Raw genomic sequence first — 18,027 nt, 5'->3', positions numbered from 1 at the left:
GGCCGAACCTCTTTAGTAGCTCATGATCTGGGTCGCGGTCTTCGCTACCTTGGCCATGCTACCGGTGAGTTTATTGGTCTTGAGGTCGAAGATCTGCAAGCCGCCTTCGACGTCGGCGCCCAGCAACAGGGGCTTGTCGTCGCCGGTGGCCTGCATGCTCCAGACCGGGGTCGGGGCTTCCAGGGTGGCTATCTTCTTCATGGTCTTGAGGTCGTAGGCCCAGATGATGGTGCTCGGGTCTTCCCACTTCATCGGCTCGTGGTTGTCGTGCATCAGCACGTACATGCGGTTTAGTTTCGGTGCCACGGCCATCAACTGCCAGCCACCCGGGGCCCAGCCGGTTTTCTTTTCCGCGTCGGTGGTGAGTGACCAGGACGGCAGGATTTTCGGCTCATCGCCGGAGAAATCTACCGGGCGGATGGTGCCGGTGGTGGTGGTGAAGTAGTAGGTGTCGCCCACGTTCACCGCGCGTTCGTTGAGCTTCTCGGCGTTGGGGTCGAAGAAGTGCGTGCGGTTGCGCGAGGTTTCCTGGCCCTGCTCGTTCAGCGTCACCACTTGCAGGCTGCCGTCACCGCACAGGGAGGCGAAGCGGCGAGTGCCGACCGGGTAATTGAGTACGCAGCCCGGGATCGCGATTTCGGCGGTGACGGAGCGGGACTGTGTGTCGACCACGGTCACCGAGGTGGAGGGTGTGAAGTTGTAGACGTAGACGAAGCGGTCATCGCCGCTGGTCTTCAGGCCATAGCGCTGGGTCAGGGATTCGGCGCGTTTGTTCGGGATCAGCACTTCCCAGGCGGGCGACAGGCTGGAGCTGTCCCAGGCGGTGAGCACATCGGTGCGATCGCCCCGGGTGCCGCGGGAATAGTAGATGTCGGCGCTGTACAGGGTCTTCTGGTCGTGGCTCAGGGCCGAGGGCGCGGCGAAGCCGGTGGGGACCATGCCGAGGACGCGCTTCTTGTCGGGATCTACCACGGTGACGCGGCCGACCACGAAGCTTTCGAATTCGACGTCTACCACGAATGCGCGGTGGGCTTCCGGTGGAAAGGCCAGGGTGGTCTGGCCGATGGTGTCTGGCGGTAAATCCGCCCGGGCGCTGTTCAAGCCGAGTACAAGCAGGCCCAGACCCAGCGCTGACTGTACGTTGATCCTGTTGCTTCGCATTAGGGGCACTCCCTGAATTATTGTGTTTTGCTAATCGCGGGTGCTTTGGCAGATTCTTGCAAGTGGATTCTGCCTTGTGGGGCGATTGCAAGAATTGTTGTGTCTGCCAAGTGGTTGTGTGTCTGTGCCAATGGTTTGGGGTAGGGTGTATATCCGTTATTTTTGTTATGGCAGAAACGGGTTCCGCTCTTGCAGCGGCTCACTTTTGAACAGCCCTGTAGGCGCTGGCTTGCCGGCGATGGTCGTTAACGATGACGTTGGCATCCTGAATAAACGCGGCGACCTCACGTTTTTCGCCGGCAAGCCGGCTCCTACAGAAAAGCCGCTTCGCAAATGCCCCAATCTCACGACCCCACCAAAGGCAACGAAAAACTGAACACCGCCCCACACGGCTCCAGATTCTGCGCCCAGATATCCCCCTGATGCCGACCAATGATGTTCTTGCACAACGCCAGCCCAATCCCGTTACCACTCACCTTCGACGAAAAGAACCCGTCAAAGATTTTCTCCCGCGCCACGGCCTGAATCCCGCGCCCACAATCCTCGACACTCAACCGCGCCACGTTTCCATCCCGGCAGGCATGCAACCGCAGCACCCGACGCTCCACGGGCAGCTCACTCATCTCTTCAATGGCATTGAACGCCAGGTTCAGAATCACCTGCCCAATCAGCACCCTCTCGCACTGCACCATCAGCGGTTCCGCGCTCGGGACGATCTCCAGCCGCACCTGACTCGGCTCGGCCCGCAGGCTGATGAAATATCGGGTTTCCTGCAGCAACTCATTGAGGTCCAACCACTCCGCGCTCTGCTCCAGCTTGACCACATAATCACGCACACTCTTGATGATCGTTGACGCATGCTCGACCTGCCGCACGGCGCTTTGCAGCCCCCAGTTCACCCCCTGGTCGGCACTGTGGGTATCGCCCAGACGAATCAAAACCCCCTCGATAAAATTGCGCGTGGCCGCCAGTGGCTGGCTCAACTCATGAGCAATCGCCACCGCCATCTCGCCCATGGCGTTGTATCGGGCCAGGTATTCAAGCTGCTGTTCACTGACACGCCGGGCTTCCTCGGCGCGGATCAGGTCCCGCTTCACCTTGTCTTCCCGGGAAATATCACGGAACTGCACCATCAGCACGTCGCGCCCGTCCAGGTGCACCAGCGTCGCGACCGCTTCCGAAAGAATCTCCACCCCGGCCTTGGAGCGATAACACCACTCGATGGTGCGCTGGCCACTGCGGGCCGCGCGCTCAAGCCAACGCAAGCCGATGGAGCGCTTGTACTTCGGTGCGTCCCGGGTCATGTCCGGGGCCTTGAGCGGGATCAGTTCTTCCAGGGTAAACCCCAGCGCCGACAGCGCCGCGGTGTTGGCCCAGAGGATGTCCTTGCTCTGCGCATCGTGAAGGATGGTGCAGATCGGCATGGCTTCGATCAGGGTGTGGAAATCATTGTTATTGGGTAGGTACATCGCGTAGCCCTTGGCGGTGGAGGGGACGACTACGGTGGCAAGTTATACCGGTTTGCATCCGGGGGCACGCTCAGAAGTAATCGGGGGCGCACTAGGGGATTTCTTTAGCCGGTGGGCTGCACGCCCCAATAGTTGACGGTGGTCGGGCTTTTTACACTGGACCCATCAACGCCCGATACGGCGTCCATAACAACTACAACGGAGAAAGCCCATGCTGCGTTCGGCCCTCGTGCAACCAGACGCTTTACCCGACGTGCAGCCCGCGCTGTTCCAGCAGGTGCTCGATGAAGTGCGCCAGCGCCGCGACGAGTTCGACGCCGGCTCCCACGTGCCACGGGACATGATCGAACGCTTCAAGCAGGTGGGCATCTACCGGGCGGCCACGCCCCGTTGTTTCGGCGGCGATGCCCTGGCCCCCGCAACGTTCTTGCAGATGATCGAGCGCATATCCGAAGCCGATGGCTCCGCCGGCTGGGTCGCCAGCTTCGGCAGCGCCGGGGTGTATCTTGCGGCCTTGCCCCAGGAAACCCTCGCCGAACTGTATGCCGACAGCCCCGACCTGGTGTTTGCCGGTGGCCTGTTCCCGTTGCAGCCGGCGGAAACCGTCGAGGGCGGCTGGCAGGTCAACGGCACCTGGAAGTTTGCCAGCGGCTGCAAAGGCGCCGACCTGCTGGGCGTGGGCATCGGTGCGGCGGGCGGCAAGCCACGCACTGCCGTGTTCAAGCCCGGCCAGGTTGAAATCATCGAAAACTGGGACGTGGTCGGCCTCAAGGGCACCGGCAGCCATGACCTGCGAGTTACCGACCAATACATCGACGAGCGCTGGACCTTCATCCGTGGCGGCGCCGCCACCATCGACGAGCCGCTGTTTCGTTATCCCTCGATTGCCTACGCCGCCCAGGTGCTGGCGGTGGTCAACCTCGGCCTGGCCCGCGCGGCCCTCGATGAAATCAGCGCCATGGCCAGCGGCAGCGGCATCACCGGCGCGCCGAAACTGGCGGACCGCGCCTACGTGCGCATCGAAATCGCCAAGGCCGAAGCCCGGCTGAGCGCCGCTCGGGGCTTTTTCTACGGCGCCACCGAACAAGTGTGGAACTCGATCCTCGCCGGCAACCCGGTCACGGCCGAGCAAACCAGCCTGCTGCGCCTGACCGCCATTCACGTGTCCCAGGCCGGCGCCGCCGTGGTGCAGAGCGCCTACAGCCTGGCGGGCACCACCGCGATCTACCTGCGCCACCCGCTGCAGCGCTACCTGCGCGACGCCATGGTGGTGACCCAGCACGCCTTCCTCAGCGAAGGCCTGTACGACGGCGCGGGCTCGGTGTTCCTCGGCGTTCCTCCATTTCCTGGCTACATCTGACTTTCAAGGATCAACCCATGTCCCAAGCCACTCAAGGACCGCTGCGCGTCGTCTTCTGCATCGGCATCACCCAGAACTTTTTCGACCTGCCTACCGGCGAAGGCCTGAGCGTGTGGAAAGGCTTCAGCCAGATGATGGGCGACCTCGGCGCCATGCCGGGCATCAACGTGCTGGGGGCGATGGATGACGACCGCTTGATGGTCGGCCCGTCGACCACCTCGCCGTGGACCGTCTACATCATGGCCGACGTCGACTGCCACCAGTCGGTGATCGACGCCTGCAACCTGTTCCGTACCACGCCGGTGGGTGAATACAGCCTGTGGCGCTACGCCAAGGTCGAAGCACGGATCGGCCGCCCGCTGACCATTCCCGAAGCGGCCAGGGTGTGAGCCATGGACCTGTTGCAGCGTGTTGAAACCCTTGAAGGGGAGAGCCAGGTAAGGCGCTTGATGGCGCGCTACATGGACCTGTGCGACGTGCCCCGGGCGGCGACCAACGTTCGCGAGTTGGCCGAGCTGTTCACCGTGGATGCGGTGTGGGAAGGCATTGGCACAAGTACCGCGCAGACCTTCGGCCAGCATCGGGGGCGCGACGCGGTGGCGGCGTTTGTCGGCAGCTACCTGCCACCGTCGGAACACTTTGCGCTGAACCTGCATTACCTCACCAGTGAGTCGATCCAGGTAGACGGCAGCGCGGCTGCAGGGCAGTGGATCATGCAACAGATTTCCACCTACGCCGACCAGCGCAGCGAGTTGTTCGGCACGCGGCTGACCATCGATTTTCGCCGTGTCGACGGCACCTGGCTGATCGCGCATTTCCGTACGCAGCGCCTGTTCAATAGCATGTTGGGGGTGAACCCATGAGTACCTTCGTCAGCGAATTTTTACTCGGTGGCAGCGGCCGACGCGTGGCCATCAAGGATTCCATCGACATCGCCGGGTATCCGACCCGCTCGGGCAGTCGTGCCTTTGCCGATGCTCCGCCGGCGACGCGGCATGCGCACGTGGTGCAGGCGGTCCTGGATGCCGGCTGGCAGATCGTCGGCAAGACCAGCCTGCATGAACTGGCATTTGGCGTCACCGGCATCAACGACTGGAGCGGTACGCCCGTCAATCCCCAGGCGCCAGACCGCGTGCCGGGCGGCTCCTCCAGCGGTTCGGCCGCGGCGGTTGCGGCGGGCCTGGCGGATATCGCCATTGGTACCGACACCGGCGGCTCGGTGCGGGTGCCGGCGGCGTGCTGCGGGATTGCCGGGTTGAAACCGACCTATGGCCGAGTCAGCCGCATTGGCGCGCAACCGGCGGTATCCAGCCTCGATTGCGTCGGGCCGTTCGCCGCGAACATGCAGGACCTGATTGCCGCGATGCAGGTGATTTGCCCGGGTTTCCAGCCACAGGCGGCGCCGTCCGGCAGCGTGCCGGTGGGCTTTCTGGATGTGGCCTGTGAGCCATGGCTGAAGGCGAGCCTGATGGCTGCCGTCGACGCGGCCGGCTGGCGTCAGCAGCGTCTGCATCTGGACGACTTTGACACGGCGTTCGGCGCCGGCCTTACGGTGATTAACGTCGAAAACTGGGCAGCCTTCGGTCACCTCACCGGCAAGGGCCTGATCGGTGCGGATGTCGAACAACGCTTGTTGGCTGCCAGCCGCACCAGCGCTGCTGATTTGGCCGCAGCCGAAGTCGTGCGCACCCGCTTCAGTCATCAGGTGGACGCCGCGCTCGAAGAATTCTCCGTGTTGCTGCTGCCGACGATGCCAGACCTGCCGCCGACCCTGGCCGAAGCCCGCAACGGCAGCCAGGCCGTGGCCCGCATGACGCCATTGGTGCGGCCATTCAACCTCAGCGGCCACCCGGCGTTGACGGTGCCGGTGACCCTGGCCGCCAGCGAGCTGAAGGTGGGGCTGCAGATTGTCGGCCGCAAGGGCCAGGACGAATGGGTGTGTGCCCTCGGCGCACAACTGCAACAGAGCATCACGGCTCGCCAATAAGAACAACGCCTTGAGGAGGGCTCCATGAGTACCCATGAATACCGGCTGATTGCCAAATCGAAAAGCCTCGACGAGTTGGTCAAGCACGATCGCGTCGACGTCTCGCTGTACAACGACCCGGCGCTGTTCGAGGCCGAACTGGAAAAGATCTTCTACCGCACCTGGGTCTGGGTCGCCCATGAAAGCGAAGTGCGCAACAGCGGCGACTTCAAGACCGCGACCATCGGCCGGCGCCCGGTGATTGTGGTGCGCGACAAGAAAGGCGCGATCAACGTGCTGGAAAACCGCTGCCGCCACCGTGGCGCCACGGTTTGCGAGAAGCACAAGGGCAATGCCACCGGCTTCACCTGCCCGTATCACAGCTGGTCCTATGGCTTGGACGGCAAGCTGCGGGCGCTGCCTTACCCGGACGGCTACGAAGGCATCCTGGAAAAGTCCGAGTTACCCCTGACCAGCCTGCGGGTGGACAGCTACGCCGGGATGGTATTCGCCAGCTACAACGACGATATCGAACCGTTGGCCGACTTTCTCGGCGGCGCCAAACACTGGATGGACCTGTTCATGAAGCAGGGCGCCGGCTACCCGATCAAGACCCAGGGCGAACACAAGTTCAGCTTCAAGGGCAACTGGAAGATCCAGCTGGAAAACACCACCGACGGCTACCACTTCCCGATCGTGCACAAGTCGTTCATGTCGTCGGTGGACGCCGAGACCTCGGAAATGCTCTCGTTCATGACCGACGAGCAGGCCGTCACCCATTCCCTGGGCAATGGCCACAGCGTGATGGTGATGGTGCCCGAGCATGTCGACCTGGACCACGACGACGGTACCGAGCAGTTGCAGGAGCGTTTCGCCCACGTCACCAAAGAACTGTCGAAAACCATGGAGCCGGCCCAGGTGCGACGCATCGTGCGCTCGCTGCACGGCGCTGGGTTCAACCTCAACCTGTTTCCCAATGTCGCCATGTCGATGTCGTTCTTCCGGGTGCTGCGCCCGGTGTCGGTCACCGAGACCGAAATCCGCCACGTCGCCCTGGGCATGGAGGGCGGCCCACAGGTTGCCAACCGCGAGCGCCTGCGCATCCATGAACACTTCCAGGGCCCGTTCGGCTTTGGCAGCCCCGACGACGCCGAGGCCTGGGACCGGGTGCAACGCGGCTCGTATGCCGGCGTGGACGCACCGATCCTGGTCAACCGTGGCCTGAACCGCGAAGTGCTGGCCGACAACGGCGACAAGGTATCCCACGCCACTGATGAAGGCGGCATGCGCGGGGCCTATGACATGTGGAAAAGGATGATGAGCCAATGAACACCCTGACTGGTTTTACCGCACCGCTGGCCCAGGCAATCGAATTCATCTGGCGTGAAGCCGAACTGCTGGACCACAAGGACTACGTGCAATGGGCCGCGTTGTGGAGCGAGAGCGGGCGCTACGTCGTGCCGATCGACCCGGACACTGACGACTTTGAAGCCAACCTCAACTACGCCTATGACGATGCGCGCATGCGTGACCTGCGCATCGAACGGCTGACGGCGGGGTATTCACCGTCAGCGGTGGATGCGGCGAAAACCGTGCGCAGTGTCTCGCGATTCACCCTGGTGGAAGCGGCGGGCGAGGTGGTGGAGGTTAACTGTGCGCAGCTGCTGTACGCCTACAAGCGCGGAGTACACACGCCGTTCGTGGCCGACCTGAATTACCGCATCCGGTTCAGCGCCGGGGTCGCGACCCTGGAGCGCAAGGTGGTGCGGCTGATCAATTCCACCGACAGCCTGAGTGCACTCGGCTTTCTGTTGTAAGCACGATTCAAACAACGACACAAAACCAATGTGGGAGCGGGCTTGCTCGCGAATGCGGTGGATCAGTCGCCACATGCATTGACTGACACACCGCATTCGCGAGCAAGCCCGCTCCCACAGTTGAGACGAGGACATCCTGATGAACCGAATCGCGCTTGTAACCGGCGCCTCCCGTGGCCTCGGCGAATGCATCGCCCGGCGCCTGCACGCCGCAGGCTACCGCGTGGGCCTGGCGGATGTGCACCTGGACGGCGTGCAGCGCCTGGCCTCTGAACTCGACAACCGCGGCGAAACCGCCGTCGCCATCGAGCTGGACGTGCGCAACAAGGCCGATTTTATTCGCGCCCGGGACCTGCTCAGCGAGCGCTGGGGCGGCACCGATATCCTGGTGAACAACGCCGGGGTGTCGAAAGTTGCGGCGCTGATGGACATCACACCCGAGGAATTCGACGAATCGATGGCGATCAACCTGCGGGGCACGTTCGTGGCCTGCCAGGTGTTTGGTGCGCATTTCGCCGAACGAGGGTTCGGGCGCATCGTCAATATCGCCTCCCTCGCCGGGCAAAACGGCGGAACTGCCACTGGCGCGCATTACGCCGCGGCCAAGGGCGGCGTGGCTACGCTGACCAAGGTCTTCGCCCGTGAACTGGCGCCCCGGGGCGTGACGGTCAACAGCATTTCGCCAGGCCCGCTTGATTTGCCGGTAGTGCGCGAAACCGTGGCGCCGGAGCGCCTGGAGCAGATCCTCAAGTTTATCCCGACGGGCACCCTCGGCGACCCGCACACCATCGCCGACACCGTGCTGCTGTTGATCGCCGACCACGCCGCCTCGATCACGGGCGCGTGCTGGGACATCAACGGCGGGCTGTTCATGCGCTAGTCATCGCCGAAGAGAGTGGGCCTGCTGCGCAGTCCAGCGGGAGCAAGCTCCCTCGCCACAGGTTAGCGTTCAACCGAAACAACAGGATTCAGGTGCTGCAATGATGAAGGTGAAGATCGAACGCATCGTCGATGAAGCGCTGGATATCCGTTCCTTTCGCCTCGTGCGCAGTGACGGCCAGCCCCTCGACAGTTATGAGCCCGGGGCCCATGTGGACCTCACCGGGCCAACCGGCGTCACCCGCCAGTATTCGCTGTGCAGCCCGCCCCACGATGGCCGCGCGTACCTGGTGGCGGTGAAGAAAGAGGCGCAATCCCGTGGCGGCTCCCTGGCCCTGCATGAGCAGGTGCGGGAGGGCATGGAACTGGAGATGGGCGCGCCGCGCAACCTGTTCCGCCTCGACCCGGAGGCGCCGGCCCATGCGCTGTTTGCCGCCGGTATCGGGGTGACGCCGCTGTTGAGCATGGCCTATCGACTGGTCGACAGCGGCCAGCCGTGGTGCCTGCACTATTTTGCACGTTCGGCGCAGTACGCGGCGTTTACCCAGCTGTTGGCCGATACATTCGGCGAGCATGTGCAGTTTCACTATGGCGTCGAGCCGGGCGCGCTGGATGCGGCCTTGAGCGCCTGCCTGGAGCAGGCGGGCGCGGCTGCCCACGTCTACACCTGCGGCCCCGCGCCGTTCATGCACAAGGTGGTGGAAGTGGCGGCCCGCAGCCGTCCCGAGGAGGCGATTCACCTAGAGCACTTCCAGGCCGACCCGGCGGCGAATGTCGGGCCCAGCGGTGGTTTCGAGGTGGAGCTGGCCAGCTCCGGCGTGGTGCTGCAAGTACCGGCGAATACCAGCCTGGTGGACGTATTGCAGGCCCACGGTTGCGACATCGACACCGAGTGCCGCGAAGGCATCTGCGGCACCTGCATTGTCGAGGTGCTGGAAGGCGTGCCCGAGCACCGTGACAATTGCCTGTCGACCAAGGAGAAGGCCGCCAACCGGCAGATTTGTGCGTGTGTTTCCCGGGCGGTATCCGCTCGTCTGGTATTGGATATTTGATCGGCGCTACCCGTAAGATTGCTGGGACCAAAAAAATAAAAAACGTGAGGCCTTGCGGTCATGATGAGTTCAACGGTGCAACGTAACGAATCGTTCGAGCGTTGGTTACAGCAGGTTAACCAGGCCTGTGGACGCTTCGATGCCAGGGCCCTGGGCGCGGGGTTTTATGGGGAGTTGAGCGAGTTTCGCAGCGGCGCGATCAAGCTCAGCGTGGTCGATATGGCCCAGGTGCATCTGTATCGCAGCAGCAAGGAAGTCAGTACGGGCAATGAAGGGCACTACTACGCGGTGTTCCAGTTGCAGGGCAGCGCGCAGCTGGAACAGGGCGACAACCGTGCGCAGCTGGGCTGCGGTGACATCGCCCTGATCGACGCCTGCCGCCCCAGTGACATGACCTACCACGACAACTCCCGGCAATTGTCGCTGATCCTGCCGCGCCAGGTGGTGGAGCGCGGTTCGCACTTCACGGCGGTCAACTGCGCGACGCGGATCTCGGCGCGCACGCCGTTGGCGCTGATGGCCAGCCAGATGGTGCTCGACACCCGCCAGCAAAACGACCTGGGCATGCAGGAAAGCGAAGCCGTGCTGGATGCATTGGTCAGCCTGCTGCTGCCGGGGATCAGCGCCCGGGACAACGGCGTGGACACCCAGGAACGGCAGTTTCGCAAGACCATCGCCTACATCGATGCGCACATCGGCGCCGAAGAACTCTGCCCCGAGCTGATCGCCCGGGAAGTCGGGGTGTCGGTGCGCGGGCTGTACCGGATGTTTTCCAAGCGCGGGCTGGTGGTGGCGCAATACATCAAGCACCGACGCCTGGATTTCTGCGCCGAAACCCTGCGCCATTCGCCGGCGGAGCAGAAGCTGTCGGCACTCTGTTATGCCTGGGGCTTCTCCGACTCCAGCTACTTCTCATCGGCGTTCAAGTCGCGCTTCGGCGTGTCACCGGGCGAGTACCGCAAGCGCTATAGCCATCATTGATGCGTGCCGCTCCCGAACCTGGAATGCATTTTCCTGTGGGAGCCGGGCTTGCCCGCGATGCAGGCCACTCGGTCTGACAGGTACACCGCCGCGATCCCTTCGCAGCCTCGCCAAGGCTCGACAGCTCCCACATTCAATCATCGCGCCCTAGGGATACAACACCTCGCGGACCAGCATGGCGATGCTGGTCACGCCCATCTTTTCCTTGATCTTGGTGCGGTGCACGTCAACGGTCTTCACGCTGATGTTCAGCTCGCGGGCAATCACCTTGCTCGCCTTGCCGTCCACCACCAGCATCAACACTTCTCGCTCCCGACTCGTCAGCAGCGCCAGCTTGCCTTGCAGGTGCTCGCGCTGTTCCTGGTCGGCCTGGGCCTGTACAGCGGTCTTCAGCGCGGCCTGGATGCGGTCGATCATCTGTTGCGGGTTGTAGGGCTTCTCGACGAAATCCAGCGCGCCGTTTTTCATTGCGGTGACCGACATCGGTATGTCGCCGTGGGCCGACACGAAGATGGTCGGCAAGGTGCTGCCGCGCCGGTTGAGGATCTCCTGCAACTGGAAGCCGCTGGTCTGCGGCATGCGCACGTCCAGCACCAGGCAGGCGGGCTGGCGCGGGTCGTAGTGCGCAAGGAACTCTTCGGCCCCGGCGAAACATTGGGCCTTTACGCTGACCGACTCCAGCAGCCAGGCCAGCGAGGTACGCAGGTCTTTGTCGTCATCAACGATGTAAACAATCGGTGTGCGAATTTCCATCAGGGACTGCCACGAGAATTTCTAATTATTGTTTTCGCACGCGGGCACGCTGCGGCGGACATTGGCTCATCTGTGGAGCCTTGCCAGCAGAATACCCAGTGTGAACGGCCCTGACGATAAAGAAACCACCTAGTCGGCATGGGGATCGTCTGAATGGTCGCGCCGCACGGGGCGTCTTAGTCTTGTGGCATCACCCACGGACCGTAAAGGGGCACCGACATGGCCGACCTGAGCCAGCAGCAAATCGACTTTCGCAACGCCATGGCGCAACTGCCGGCCGCGGTGAACATCATCACCACCAACGGCCCGGGCGGGCGTTGCGGGATCACGGCGAGTGCGGTGTGCTCGGTGACGGATTCGCCCCCCACGGTGTTGGTGTGCGTGAACCGCGGGAGTGCGACCCATGATGTGTTCCGTACCAATGGGCAGCTGTGCGTGAACGTGCTGTGCGGGGAGCAGGAAGAGCTGGCGCGGCACTTTGCCGGGATGACCCAGGTGCCCATGGCGGAGCGGTTTGCCTGGGACCTGTGGGACGGAGGCGAGGCGGGGGTGCCGGTGCTGCGGGATGCGCTGGTGCAGCTGGAAGGGCGTATCAGTGAGTGCAAGGAGGTAGGGTCGCATTCGGTGATGTTCGTGGAGTTGTCGCGGGTTGGGGTGCGGGGGCAGGGCGACAGCCTGGTGTACTTCAACCGGCTGTTTCACCGGATTGAGCATGCTGGCGCCCATTGCTGAAGGTTCAGGAGATCAAATGTGGGAGCGGGCTTGCTCGCGAAGGCGGTGTATCAGAAACCTATTCAGTGGCTGACACTCTGTCTTCGCGAGCAAGCCCGCTCCCACATGGGGCCTGCGGGGCAGTTGTTGGTCAGATGCGAAAGCTGCCCACCAGCTGATTCAAGCGTTCCGCTTCACGCTCAAGCTCGGTACAGGCCTGCAGCGTCGACTGCAGGTTTTCCACCCCGGCCTGGTTCAGCATATTGATCTCGGTAATGTCCACATTCAGCGCTTCCACCACCGACGTCTGCTCCTCGGTCGCCGCCGCCACCGACTGGTTGACGTTATCAATCTCGCCAATCCTCTGCGTCACACTGGCCAGCCGCGTACCCGCCAGGTTGGCGATGCTCACGCTTTCCTCGCTGTGCTGCTGGCTCTCGGTCATGGTGCTGACGGATTCCCGTGCGCCCACCTGCAACTCTTCGATCATCTGCTGAATCTCCAGCGCCGACTCCTGGGTGCGATAGGCCAGGCTGCGCACCTCATCGGCCACCACCGCAAACCCGCGCCCGGCCTCACCGGCCCGGGCCGCTTCAATGGCGGCGTTCAGTGCCAGCAGATTGGTCTGCTGGGAGATGCCCTTGATCACCTCCAGGATTTGCCCGATGTTCACCGTCTTGTGATTCAGCGCATCGATGTGCACGCACGAGGCGCTGATCTTGCCCGACAGTTCATTCATCACGGCAATCGTGCGCTCCACCACCTGGCGCCCGTCCTCAGCCTGTTGCCGGGCGCCGGAGGCTTGCTGCGACGCATCGGAGGCATTACGGGCGATTTCCTGGGCGGCGGCGCCCAGTTCGTTGATCGCCGCCGCGACACTGTTGGTGCGGGTCGCCTGTTCATCGAAGTTGTTCAGCGAGGAATTCGAGGCCAGCAGCACCCGCTTGACCACCTGGTTGACCCCGAGCCCCGCTGAAGACACTTCGCGGATCGACTGGTGGATGCGTTCGACAAAACGGTTGAAGGCGCTGGCCAACTGGCCGATCTCGTCCCGGGATTGCACCTCCAGCCGCCGCGTCAGGTCGCCTTCGCCACGGGAAATGTCCTCCATCACCCGGGTCAGGGTTTGCAGCGGCCGGGTGATGCGCAGCGCGGCGTACCAGATCAACAGCAGGCCGAGCAGGGCCGAGCCGCCACCCAGCAGCAGTTCCAGGGCGGTGCTTTTCACCCTTTGGGCATCGAGTTGCTGTTGCAGCGCAGTGACCGGCGCCAGCAGCACCGACTGCGGCACGCCCACCAGAACGCCCCACGGTGCGGCACCGGCAATCGGTGCCAGCGGTTCGAGTAGCTTGATTTGCTGTTGATCGACAAAGGTTTGCGGTTGCCCCTGGCGCAACGCGTCCAGTACCTGGGCGCCATCGTGCATGACTTCGCTGATCGGCTGCCCGAGGCGGCTGGCGTCCTCGCTGTAGGCGGAAATCACGCCTTCGGGGCTGACGATGCTGACTTGCCCGTGGCCGTCGAACAGTTGCCCGGCGCTGGTATGGCTGGCCTGTTGCAAGGCCGCCAGGTTGATGTCCAGGCCAATCACCGCGATCACCTTGCCGTGCTCCATCAGCGGGAACGCAATGCTGGTCACCAGCTTGCGGCTGCCGGAAGCCTCGTCGAAATACGGCTCCAGCACACAGGCCCTGGCGGTGTCGCGGGCGCAGGTGTAGAAGGCGTTGTACGGCGCGCCGCTGGGGCCGGGCGAGGTATTGGCCAGCAGCGCTTCGTCGCCGACTACCGCTGTCAGTTCACCCGGGGTGGCCTGCACCCAGTATTGGGCGAAGCGCCCGGCCTCGTTGCTGCCGACGGCGGCCTGGTCGACGAACTGGGCATCGTCACCGTCCAGGGCATTGGCTTCGAAAATGACGTAAATCCCGAGCAGGTCGGGCTTGTCGACCAGGGCCTGGCGCAGCTGGGTATTCAGCTCCTGGCGCAACTCTGGGCGGGTCAGTTTGCCCTGTTGTTGCAGTTGCCGCAGGTACAGCACATAACGCGACAAGCCCTGGCCGTATTCATGGGTTTGCATGAAGGTGCGTTGCACCTGCATGGCCTGAACTTGCCCCAGTGCCTGCATGTGTTCCTTGGCGGCGGCAGCGAGCATGTCGCTGCTGGCCTGGGCCACGTGCTGGCTGCTCTGGTGGGTCTGGTACAGCGACAGGCTCATCAGCAGGCCGACCACCAATAACAGGCAGAGGCCGGCGAGCAGGGCGATCTTGCTCTGGATCGTGAGGAATTTCGTGTGCATTGCGAAGGCCTTGGCCAGGCGGGGCGATGGCGGCGCCACCGCCCCGGCCGGGCTTAGAAGTTAGTGGCGAACACCACTTGGCTGTAGAGGTTTTTATCGTGGTTGCCCAGCTGCGTGCCGCCTTGCTCGGCGCTCTTGTCCGGCTGGTACAGGCCGATCAGCGGCATCACCGTCAGGTGGTCGTTGACGTGCCATTCGGCATACAGGTCCAGCTCGTGGCCGTCGCTGTTGCCGAGGTTGCGGTCGATGGTCTTGAAGTCGAACAACACCGCGCCGACGTTGAGGTTCTGCAGGGGCGAAACCTTGAACGTGACGTTCTGGATGCGTGAGTTGTTGTTGAACGGCCCGGCGTAGTTGCCCGCCACTTCACCCTGGAACCAGGTGCCGTAGCCACGGCTGAAACCGTAGAACAGCGGGTCGAAGCCTTCCGAGAAGCGGCTGTAGCGGTAGCTCACATACGGCGTCCAGGTCACGTCGGAGAAGGTCCAGCCAGCTTCCAGGTACCAGGCGTCTTCGTTGCCGGTGTGGGGCTTGTCCTGCCAGGCGTATTCGCCGGACAGGAACAGGTTGGTCACCCCGGCATTGCCCGTGGCCCGCAGGCTGTAGGTCTTCATGCCATCGCGTTCCAGCTGCGTGGGGGAGGCGTACTGCTTGTCGACGTCGGTGGTGTCGATGTACGTCAGCCCCACGGTGCCTTCGGCGGCCACGTGTTCGAGGGTGGCGACGTACATCTCGGTCTTGGCCTGGGCACGGTTATCGGACTTGAGCCACATCAGGTCGCTGCGCCAGCCGTCCTTGCCGCCCAGGCGCAACACGGCGGTTTCGTCGAAGGCCTTGCGGGCGGCGATGTAGTAGCCGCCGCCGCGATTGAGGTCGCCATCGGCCACGCCCTTGCCGAAGTTCAGCGCGTCGCCGTCAATCAGGAAACCGTCGCCGACCACGATGTTCTGGCGGCCGAAGGACAGGTCCACGCCATTCTCGCCCAGGGCCTCAAACAACTTGCCCGAGCGCCAGCCGAGGTAGGCGTCTTCGAATTGGGTGGTGCGCTCCGAACCGTCGCTGAAACCTGCGGCATCGCCGTCGCCCCAGGTGCCGGAACTCAGCAGGTTGGCCGCACCGTAGGTGGTGCCGGCGCCGCTGAAGCTTTTGTCGAAGCTCAGGCCGTACTTCACGTAGCCCTCGCGCCAGGACGAGGAGCCCTTGGCCAGGCGGCCGGATTGACTGTAGTTCTGCTGGCTGTGGAAGGCACCGAATACCGCTTCCAGCGTGGCGTTCAGATGACTGCTGTCATCGGCGTACAGCTCATAAGCGCCGGCCGGGTTGGCGCCGATCATCAGCGCGAGGGTCGAGAGACGAAGCAAGGGGGACTTGAGCATGGTGTGGCATCCATTCTTGTTCATGACCACAGGGTTGGGGTCTGCCGCGATACTAATGCTGGCGAAGTGACGTGCCTTTTGTCTGGTTGCCAAAGACTTGACTGTGCTTGCCAGAATCCACGGTTTGGCAGCCCGGCCAATACGACTGGCACGCAGGGCAAAACCCGAGCGACCTTGAGCCCTGACAATCGTCGGCAACTTCGATGATTTCCAAGGTCGTTTTTCTATGTTCACTGCACACAGATTTTCCCTGGCCGGCCTGCTGTCGCTGGTCCTGGCCCACAGCGCATTCGCCGCTGAATGCGGCCCTGACCAGAACCGTGGCGCCCAGGTTTTCGCCAACGAATGCAGCGTGTGCCATGCGGTGGCGAAGGGCGGCGCGACAATGATGGGGCCAAACCTGGCGGGCGTTTACGGACGTAAATCCGGCTCCCTGGCGGGCTTCAGCTACTCCCAGGCGATGCGTGACAAAAACGTCGAGTGGCAAGCCGAGACCATCGCGCAATTCATCACCCAACCCCAGGCGTTTGTGCCCGGCACCTACATGCCCTACATGGGCCTGGCTTCGGCCGACGATCGCCAAGCGGTCGCCTGCTTTCTCAAAGAACAGCATTGAATACAGGTGAATCATGAGCAACGTTGAAATCCTGCCGCAGGTGGCTGCATTCCTGGACCGTCGTCATGGCTGCTTTATCGATGGCCAGTGGGTATTTGCCGAGGGCGAACACATCAAGGTGATCAACCCGGCCACCGGGCAAACCCTGTGCGAAACCCTCGACGCGCCGCTGCACGTGGTGGAGCAGGCGGTGCAGTCGTCCCATGCGGCGTTCAAGTCCCGCGTGTGGTCGGGATTGCGCCCGGCCGACCGTGAGCGGATTTTGCTGAACTTCACCGCGTTGGTTGAGGCCCATGCCGAGGAGCTGGCGCAGCTGGAAACCCTGAGCCAGGGCAAGTCGATCAACCTGGCGCGGGGGCTGGATCTGAACGCCACGGTGGAGTTCATGCGCTACATGTCGGGCTGGGCGACCAAGATCGAAGGGCAGACCTTCGACGTGTCCATCCCTTTGCCACCGGGGGCCAGGTTCACTGCGTTCACCAAGCGCGAGCCAGTGGGCGTGGTGGTGGGCATCGTGCCGTGGAATTTCCCGCTGCTGATTGCGGCCTGGAAATTGATGCCGGCGCTGGCGACCGGGTGCACGGTGATCATCAAGCCGGCGATGGAAACGCCGCTGACGGCGATGCGCCTGGCGGAGCTGGCGCTGGAGGCGGGGATTCCGGCGGGGGTGTTCAACGTGGTGACCGGCGGCGGGGCCTCGGTGGGGGGCGTTCTGACTGCTCATCCGTTGGTGAGCAAGGTGTCGTTTACCGGTTCGACTGCGGTGGGCAAGAGCGTGGGGGTGGCGTGCATGGAGAACATGACGCGGTTTGCCCTGGAGTTGGGGGGCAAGAATCCGATGATCGTGTTGGCGGATGCGGATATTGATAAGGCGATCCAGGGGGCGATCCTGGGTGGGTTGCTGAACAACGGACAGGTGTGTGCGGCGGCTTCGCGCTTTTATGTGCATCGTTCAGTGTATGACCGGTTTGTCGAGGGGTTGGCGGCCGCGGTGTCGGCGATGCCGTTGGGGGCGGGGATGGATGGTGAGGCGGCGATTAATCCGTTGGTGTCGCGCAAGCAGCAGCAAGGGGTACTGCGCCATATCGAGCAGGCCCGGGCTGAAGGGGCGCGGGTGGTGATCGGTGGGGATGAGGTTGCGGGTGAGGGGTTTTATGTGCGGCCGACGATTTTGGCGGATATCGATCATGGGATGGCGGTGGCCCGGGAGGAGGTGTTTGGGCCGGTGTTGGGGGTGATGGCGTTTGATGATGAGGATGCGGTGATTGAGTTGGCCAATGACAATCGGTATGGGTTGGCGGCCAGTCTTTGGACCAATGATCTGGGGAAGGCGATGAATCTGGTGCCGCGGATCGAGGCGGGGACTGTTTGGGTGAATGCGCATGTGTTGCTGGACCCGGCGATGCCGTTTGGCGGGGTGAAGCAATCGGGGATGGGGCGGGAGTTTGGGCGGGCGGTAATTGAGGCTTATACCGAGCTGAAGTCGGTGTGTATTGCGCATTGATTGGGGGCATATCCGTTATTTAGGTCACGGCGACTTATGGTTTCGCTCTTACAGCGAGTCACTTTGCAAAAGCGTGTACGGACCGGACA

General features: G+C 63.1%; 16 protein-coding genes and 2 pseudogenes. 12 read left to right on the top strand and 6 right to left on the bottom strand.

Annotated features, from left to right (window positions below; all coding sequences use genetic code 11):
* Positions 1 to 12: 12 nt before the first annotated feature.
* Both HX824_RS04050 and HX824_RS04045 read right to left on the bottom strand, forming a co-directional pair.
* Positions 13 to 1,161: an amine dehydrogenase large subunit gene (locus HX824_RS04050; protein ID WP_008431064.1), complete on the bottom strand. Its 1,149-nt coding sequence runs from the start codon at positions 1,159 to 1,161 to the stop codon at positions 13 to 15.
* 344 nt (positions 1,162 to 1,505) lie between these two features.
* Positions 1,506 to 2,630: a sensor histidine kinase gene (locus HX824_RS04045; protein ID WP_177054163.1), complete on the bottom strand. Its 1,125-nt coding sequence runs from the start codon at positions 2,628 to 2,630 to the stop codon at positions 1,506 to 1,508.
* Between the two features lie 211 nt (positions 2,631 to 2,841).
* Between HX824_RS04045 and HX824_RS04040 the strand changes: the two genes are divergently transcribed.
* The 9 genes from HX824_RS04040 (at position 2,842) to feaR (ending at position 10,685) form a co-directional block, all read left to right on the top strand.
* On the top strand, positions 2,842 to 3,990 hold the full coding sequence (locus HX824_RS04040; RefSeq protein WP_102368716.1) for an acyl-CoA dehydrogenase family protein: 1,149 nt from the start codon (positions 2,842 to 2,844) through the stop codon (positions 3,988 to 3,990).
* A gap of 17 nt (positions 3,991 to 4,007) precedes the next feature.
* Entirely contained in the window at positions 4,008 to 4,379 is a 372-nt protein-coding gene (locus HX824_RS04035; protein ID WP_177054162.1) for a hypothetical protein, read from the top strand.
* Positions 4,380 to 4,382: 3 nt separating this feature from the next.
* Complete coding sequence (locus HX824_RS04030) at positions 4,383 to 4,853, top strand: nuclear transport factor 2 family protein (RefSeq protein ID WP_008431069.1); 471 nt, start codon at positions 4,383 to 4,385, stop codon at positions 4,851 to 4,853.
* Positions 4,850 to 5,977 carry an amidase gene (locus tag HX824_RS04025; protein ID WP_177049374.1) on the top strand — a complete coding sequence of 376 codons (1,128 nt, stop codon included), beginning with the start codon at positions 4,850 to 4,852 and terminating at the stop codon, positions 5,975 to 5,977. Before HX824_RS04030 ends, HX824_RS04025 begins: the two co-directional genes overlap by 4 nt.
* A gap of 24 nt (positions 5,978 to 6,001) precedes the next feature.
* On the top strand, positions 6,002 to 7,285 hold the full coding sequence (locus HX824_RS04020; protein WP_177054161.1) for a Rieske 2Fe-2S domain-containing protein: 1,284 nt from the start codon (positions 6,002 to 6,004) through the stop codon (positions 7,283 to 7,285).
* Positions 7,282 to 7,773 carry an aromatic-ring-hydroxylating dioxygenase subunit beta gene (locus tag HX824_RS04015; protein ID WP_177054160.1) on the top strand — a complete coding sequence of 164 codons (492 nt, stop codon included), beginning with the start codon at positions 7,282 to 7,284 and terminating at the stop codon, positions 7,771 to 7,773. Before HX824_RS04020 ends, HX824_RS04015 begins: the two co-directional genes overlap by 4 nt.
* A gap of 139 nt (positions 7,774 to 7,912) precedes the next feature.
* Positions 7,913 to 8,653: an SDR family NAD(P)-dependent oxidoreductase gene (locus tag HX824_RS04010; protein ID WP_177054159.1), complete on the top strand. Its 741-nt coding sequence runs from the start codon at positions 7,913 to 7,915 to the stop codon at positions 8,651 to 8,653.
* 100 nt (positions 8,654 to 8,753) lie between these two features.
* On the top strand, positions 8,754 to 9,704 hold the full coding sequence (locus HX824_RS04005) for a PDR/VanB family oxidoreductase (protein ID WP_177054158.1): 951 nt from the start codon (positions 8,754 to 8,756) through the stop codon (positions 9,702 to 9,704).
* A gap of 60 nt (positions 9,705 to 9,764) precedes the next feature.
* Positions 9,765 to 10,685 (top strand): transcriptional regulator FeaR, encoded by a 921-nt coding sequence (gene feaR, locus HX824_RS04000; protein ID WP_023658728.1) that lies wholly within the window; start codon positions 9,765 to 9,767, stop codon positions 10,683 to 10,685.
* Between the two features lie 147 nt (positions 10,686 to 10,832).
* Here feaR and HX824_RS03995 read toward each other — a convergent pair whose 3' ends face one another.
* Positions 10,833 to 11,438, bottom strand: coding sequence for a response regulator transcription factor (locus HX824_RS03995; protein WP_003212609.1), 606 nt, complete (start codon positions 11,436 to 11,438; stop codon positions 10,833 to 10,835).
* Positions 11,439 to 11,657: 219 nt separating this feature from the next.
* On the opposite strand from HX824_RS03995, the gene hpaC reads away from it, so the two are divergent.
* Positions 11,658 to 12,170, top strand: a complete 513-nt coding sequence (gene hpaC / locus HX824_RS03990) for a 4-hydroxyphenylacetate 3-monooxygenase, reductase component (protein ID WP_003212611.1) — start codon at positions 11,658 to 11,660, stop codon at positions 12,168 to 12,170.
* Between the two features lie 130 nt (positions 12,171 to 12,300).
* Here hpaC and HX824_RS32855 read toward each other — a convergent pair.
* The 3 genes and pseudogenes from HX824_RS32855 to HX824_RS03980 form a co-directional block, all read right to left on the bottom strand.
* Positions 12,301 to 12,897 (bottom strand): annotated as a pseudogene (locus HX824_RS32855) (methyl-accepting chemotaxis protein); the annotation flags it as partial.
* 258 nt (positions 12,898 to 13,155) lie between these two features.
* Positions 13,156 to 14,223, bottom strand: a pseudogene (locus HX824_RS32850) (HAMP domain-containing protein); the annotation flags it as partial.
* Positions 14,224 to 14,495: 272 nt separating this feature from the next.
* Complete coding sequence (locus HX824_RS03980; RefSeq protein WP_177054156.1) at positions 14,496 to 15,818, bottom strand: hypothetical protein; 1,323 nt, start codon at positions 15,816 to 15,818, stop codon at positions 14,496 to 14,498.
* A gap of 226 nt (positions 15,819 to 16,044) precedes the next feature.
* Here HX824_RS03980 and HX824_RS03975 point away from each other — a divergent pair, with 226 nt between their 5' ends.
* Positions 16,045 to 16,434 (top strand): cytochrome c family protein, encoded by a 390-nt coding sequence (locus HX824_RS03975; protein WP_177036955.1) that lies wholly within the window; start codon positions 16,045 to 16,047, stop codon positions 16,432 to 16,434.
* A 13-nt stretch (positions 16,435 to 16,447) separates the two neighbouring features.
* Complete coding sequence (locus HX824_RS03970; protein ID WP_008431084.1) at positions 16,448 to 17,938, top strand: aldehyde dehydrogenase family protein; 1,491 nt, start codon at positions 16,448 to 16,450, stop codon at positions 17,936 to 17,938.
* Positions 17,939 to 18,027 lie beyond the last annotated feature (89 nt).

Source organism: Pseudomonas sp. D4002 (assembly GCF_013385665.1).
Lineage (GTDB): Bacteria > Pseudomonadota > Gammaproteobacteria > Pseudomonadales > Pseudomonadaceae > Aquipseudomonas.
This window is presented reverse-complemented; position numbering and strand designations above follow the sequence as displayed.

What these genes read in the sequence shown, in the direction of transcription:
- HX824_RS04050 (WP_008431064.1), bottom strand. Translation starts at nt 1,161, where the DNA reads ATGCGAAGCAACAGGATCAACGTACAGTCAGCGCTGGGTCTGGGCCTG.
- HX824_RS04045 (WP_177054163.1), bottom strand. Translation starts at nt 2,630, where the DNA reads ATGTACCTACCCAATAACAATGATTTCCACACCCTGATCGAAGCCATG.
- HX824_RS04040 (WP_102368716.1), top strand. Translation starts at nt 2,842, where the DNA reads ATGCTGCGTTCGGCCCTCGTGCAACCAGACGCTTTACCCGACGTGCAG.
- HX824_RS04035 (WP_177054162.1), top strand. Translation starts at nt 4,008, where the DNA reads ATGTCCCAAGCCACTCAAGGACCGCTGCGCGTCGTCTTCTGCATCGGC.
- HX824_RS04030 (WP_008431069.1), top strand. Translation starts at nt 4,383, where the DNA reads ATGGACCTGTTGCAGCGTGTTGAAACCCTTGAAGGGGAGAGCCAGGTA.
- HX824_RS04025 (WP_177049374.1), top strand. Translation starts at nt 4,850, where the DNA reads ATGAGTACCTTCGTCAGCGAATTTTTACTCGGTGGCAGCGGCCGACGC.
- HX824_RS04020 (WP_177054161.1), top strand. Translation starts at nt 6,002, where the DNA reads ATGAGTACCCATGAATACCGGCTGATTGCCAAATCGAAAAGCCTCGAC.
- HX824_RS04015 (WP_177054160.1), top strand. Translation starts at nt 7,282, where the DNA reads ATGAACACCCTGACTGGTTTTACCGCACCGCTGGCCCAGGCAATCGAA.
- HX824_RS04010 (WP_177054159.1), top strand. Translation starts at nt 7,913, where the DNA reads ATGAACCGAATCGCGCTTGTAACCGGCGCCTCCCGTGGCCTCGGCGAA.
- HX824_RS04005 (WP_177054158.1), top strand. Translation starts at nt 8,754, where the DNA reads ATGATGAAGGTGAAGATCGAACGCATCGTCGATGAAGCGCTGGATATC.
- feaR (WP_023658728.1), top strand. Translation starts at nt 9,765, where the DNA reads ATGATGAGTTCAACGGTGCAACGTAACGAATCGTTCGAGCGTTGGTTA.
- HX824_RS03995 (WP_003212609.1), bottom strand. Translation starts at nt 11,438, where the DNA reads ATGGAAATTCGCACACCGATTGTTTACATCGTTGATGACGACAAAGAC.
- hpaC (WP_003212611.1), top strand. Translation starts at nt 11,658, where the DNA reads ATGGCCGACCTGAGCCAGCAGCAAATCGACTTTCGCAACGCCATGGCG.
- HX824_RS03980 (WP_177054156.1), bottom strand. Translation starts at nt 15,818, where the DNA reads ATGCTCAAGTCCCCCTTGCTTCGTCTCTCGACCCTCGCGCTGATGATC.
- HX824_RS03975 (WP_177036955.1), top strand. Translation starts at nt 16,045, where the DNA reads ATGTTCACTGCACACAGATTTTCCCTGGCCGGCCTGCTGTCGCTGGTC.
- HX824_RS03970 (WP_008431084.1), top strand. Translation starts at nt 16,448, where the DNA reads ATGAGCAACGTTGAAATCCTGCCGCAGGTGGCTGCATTCCTGGACCGT.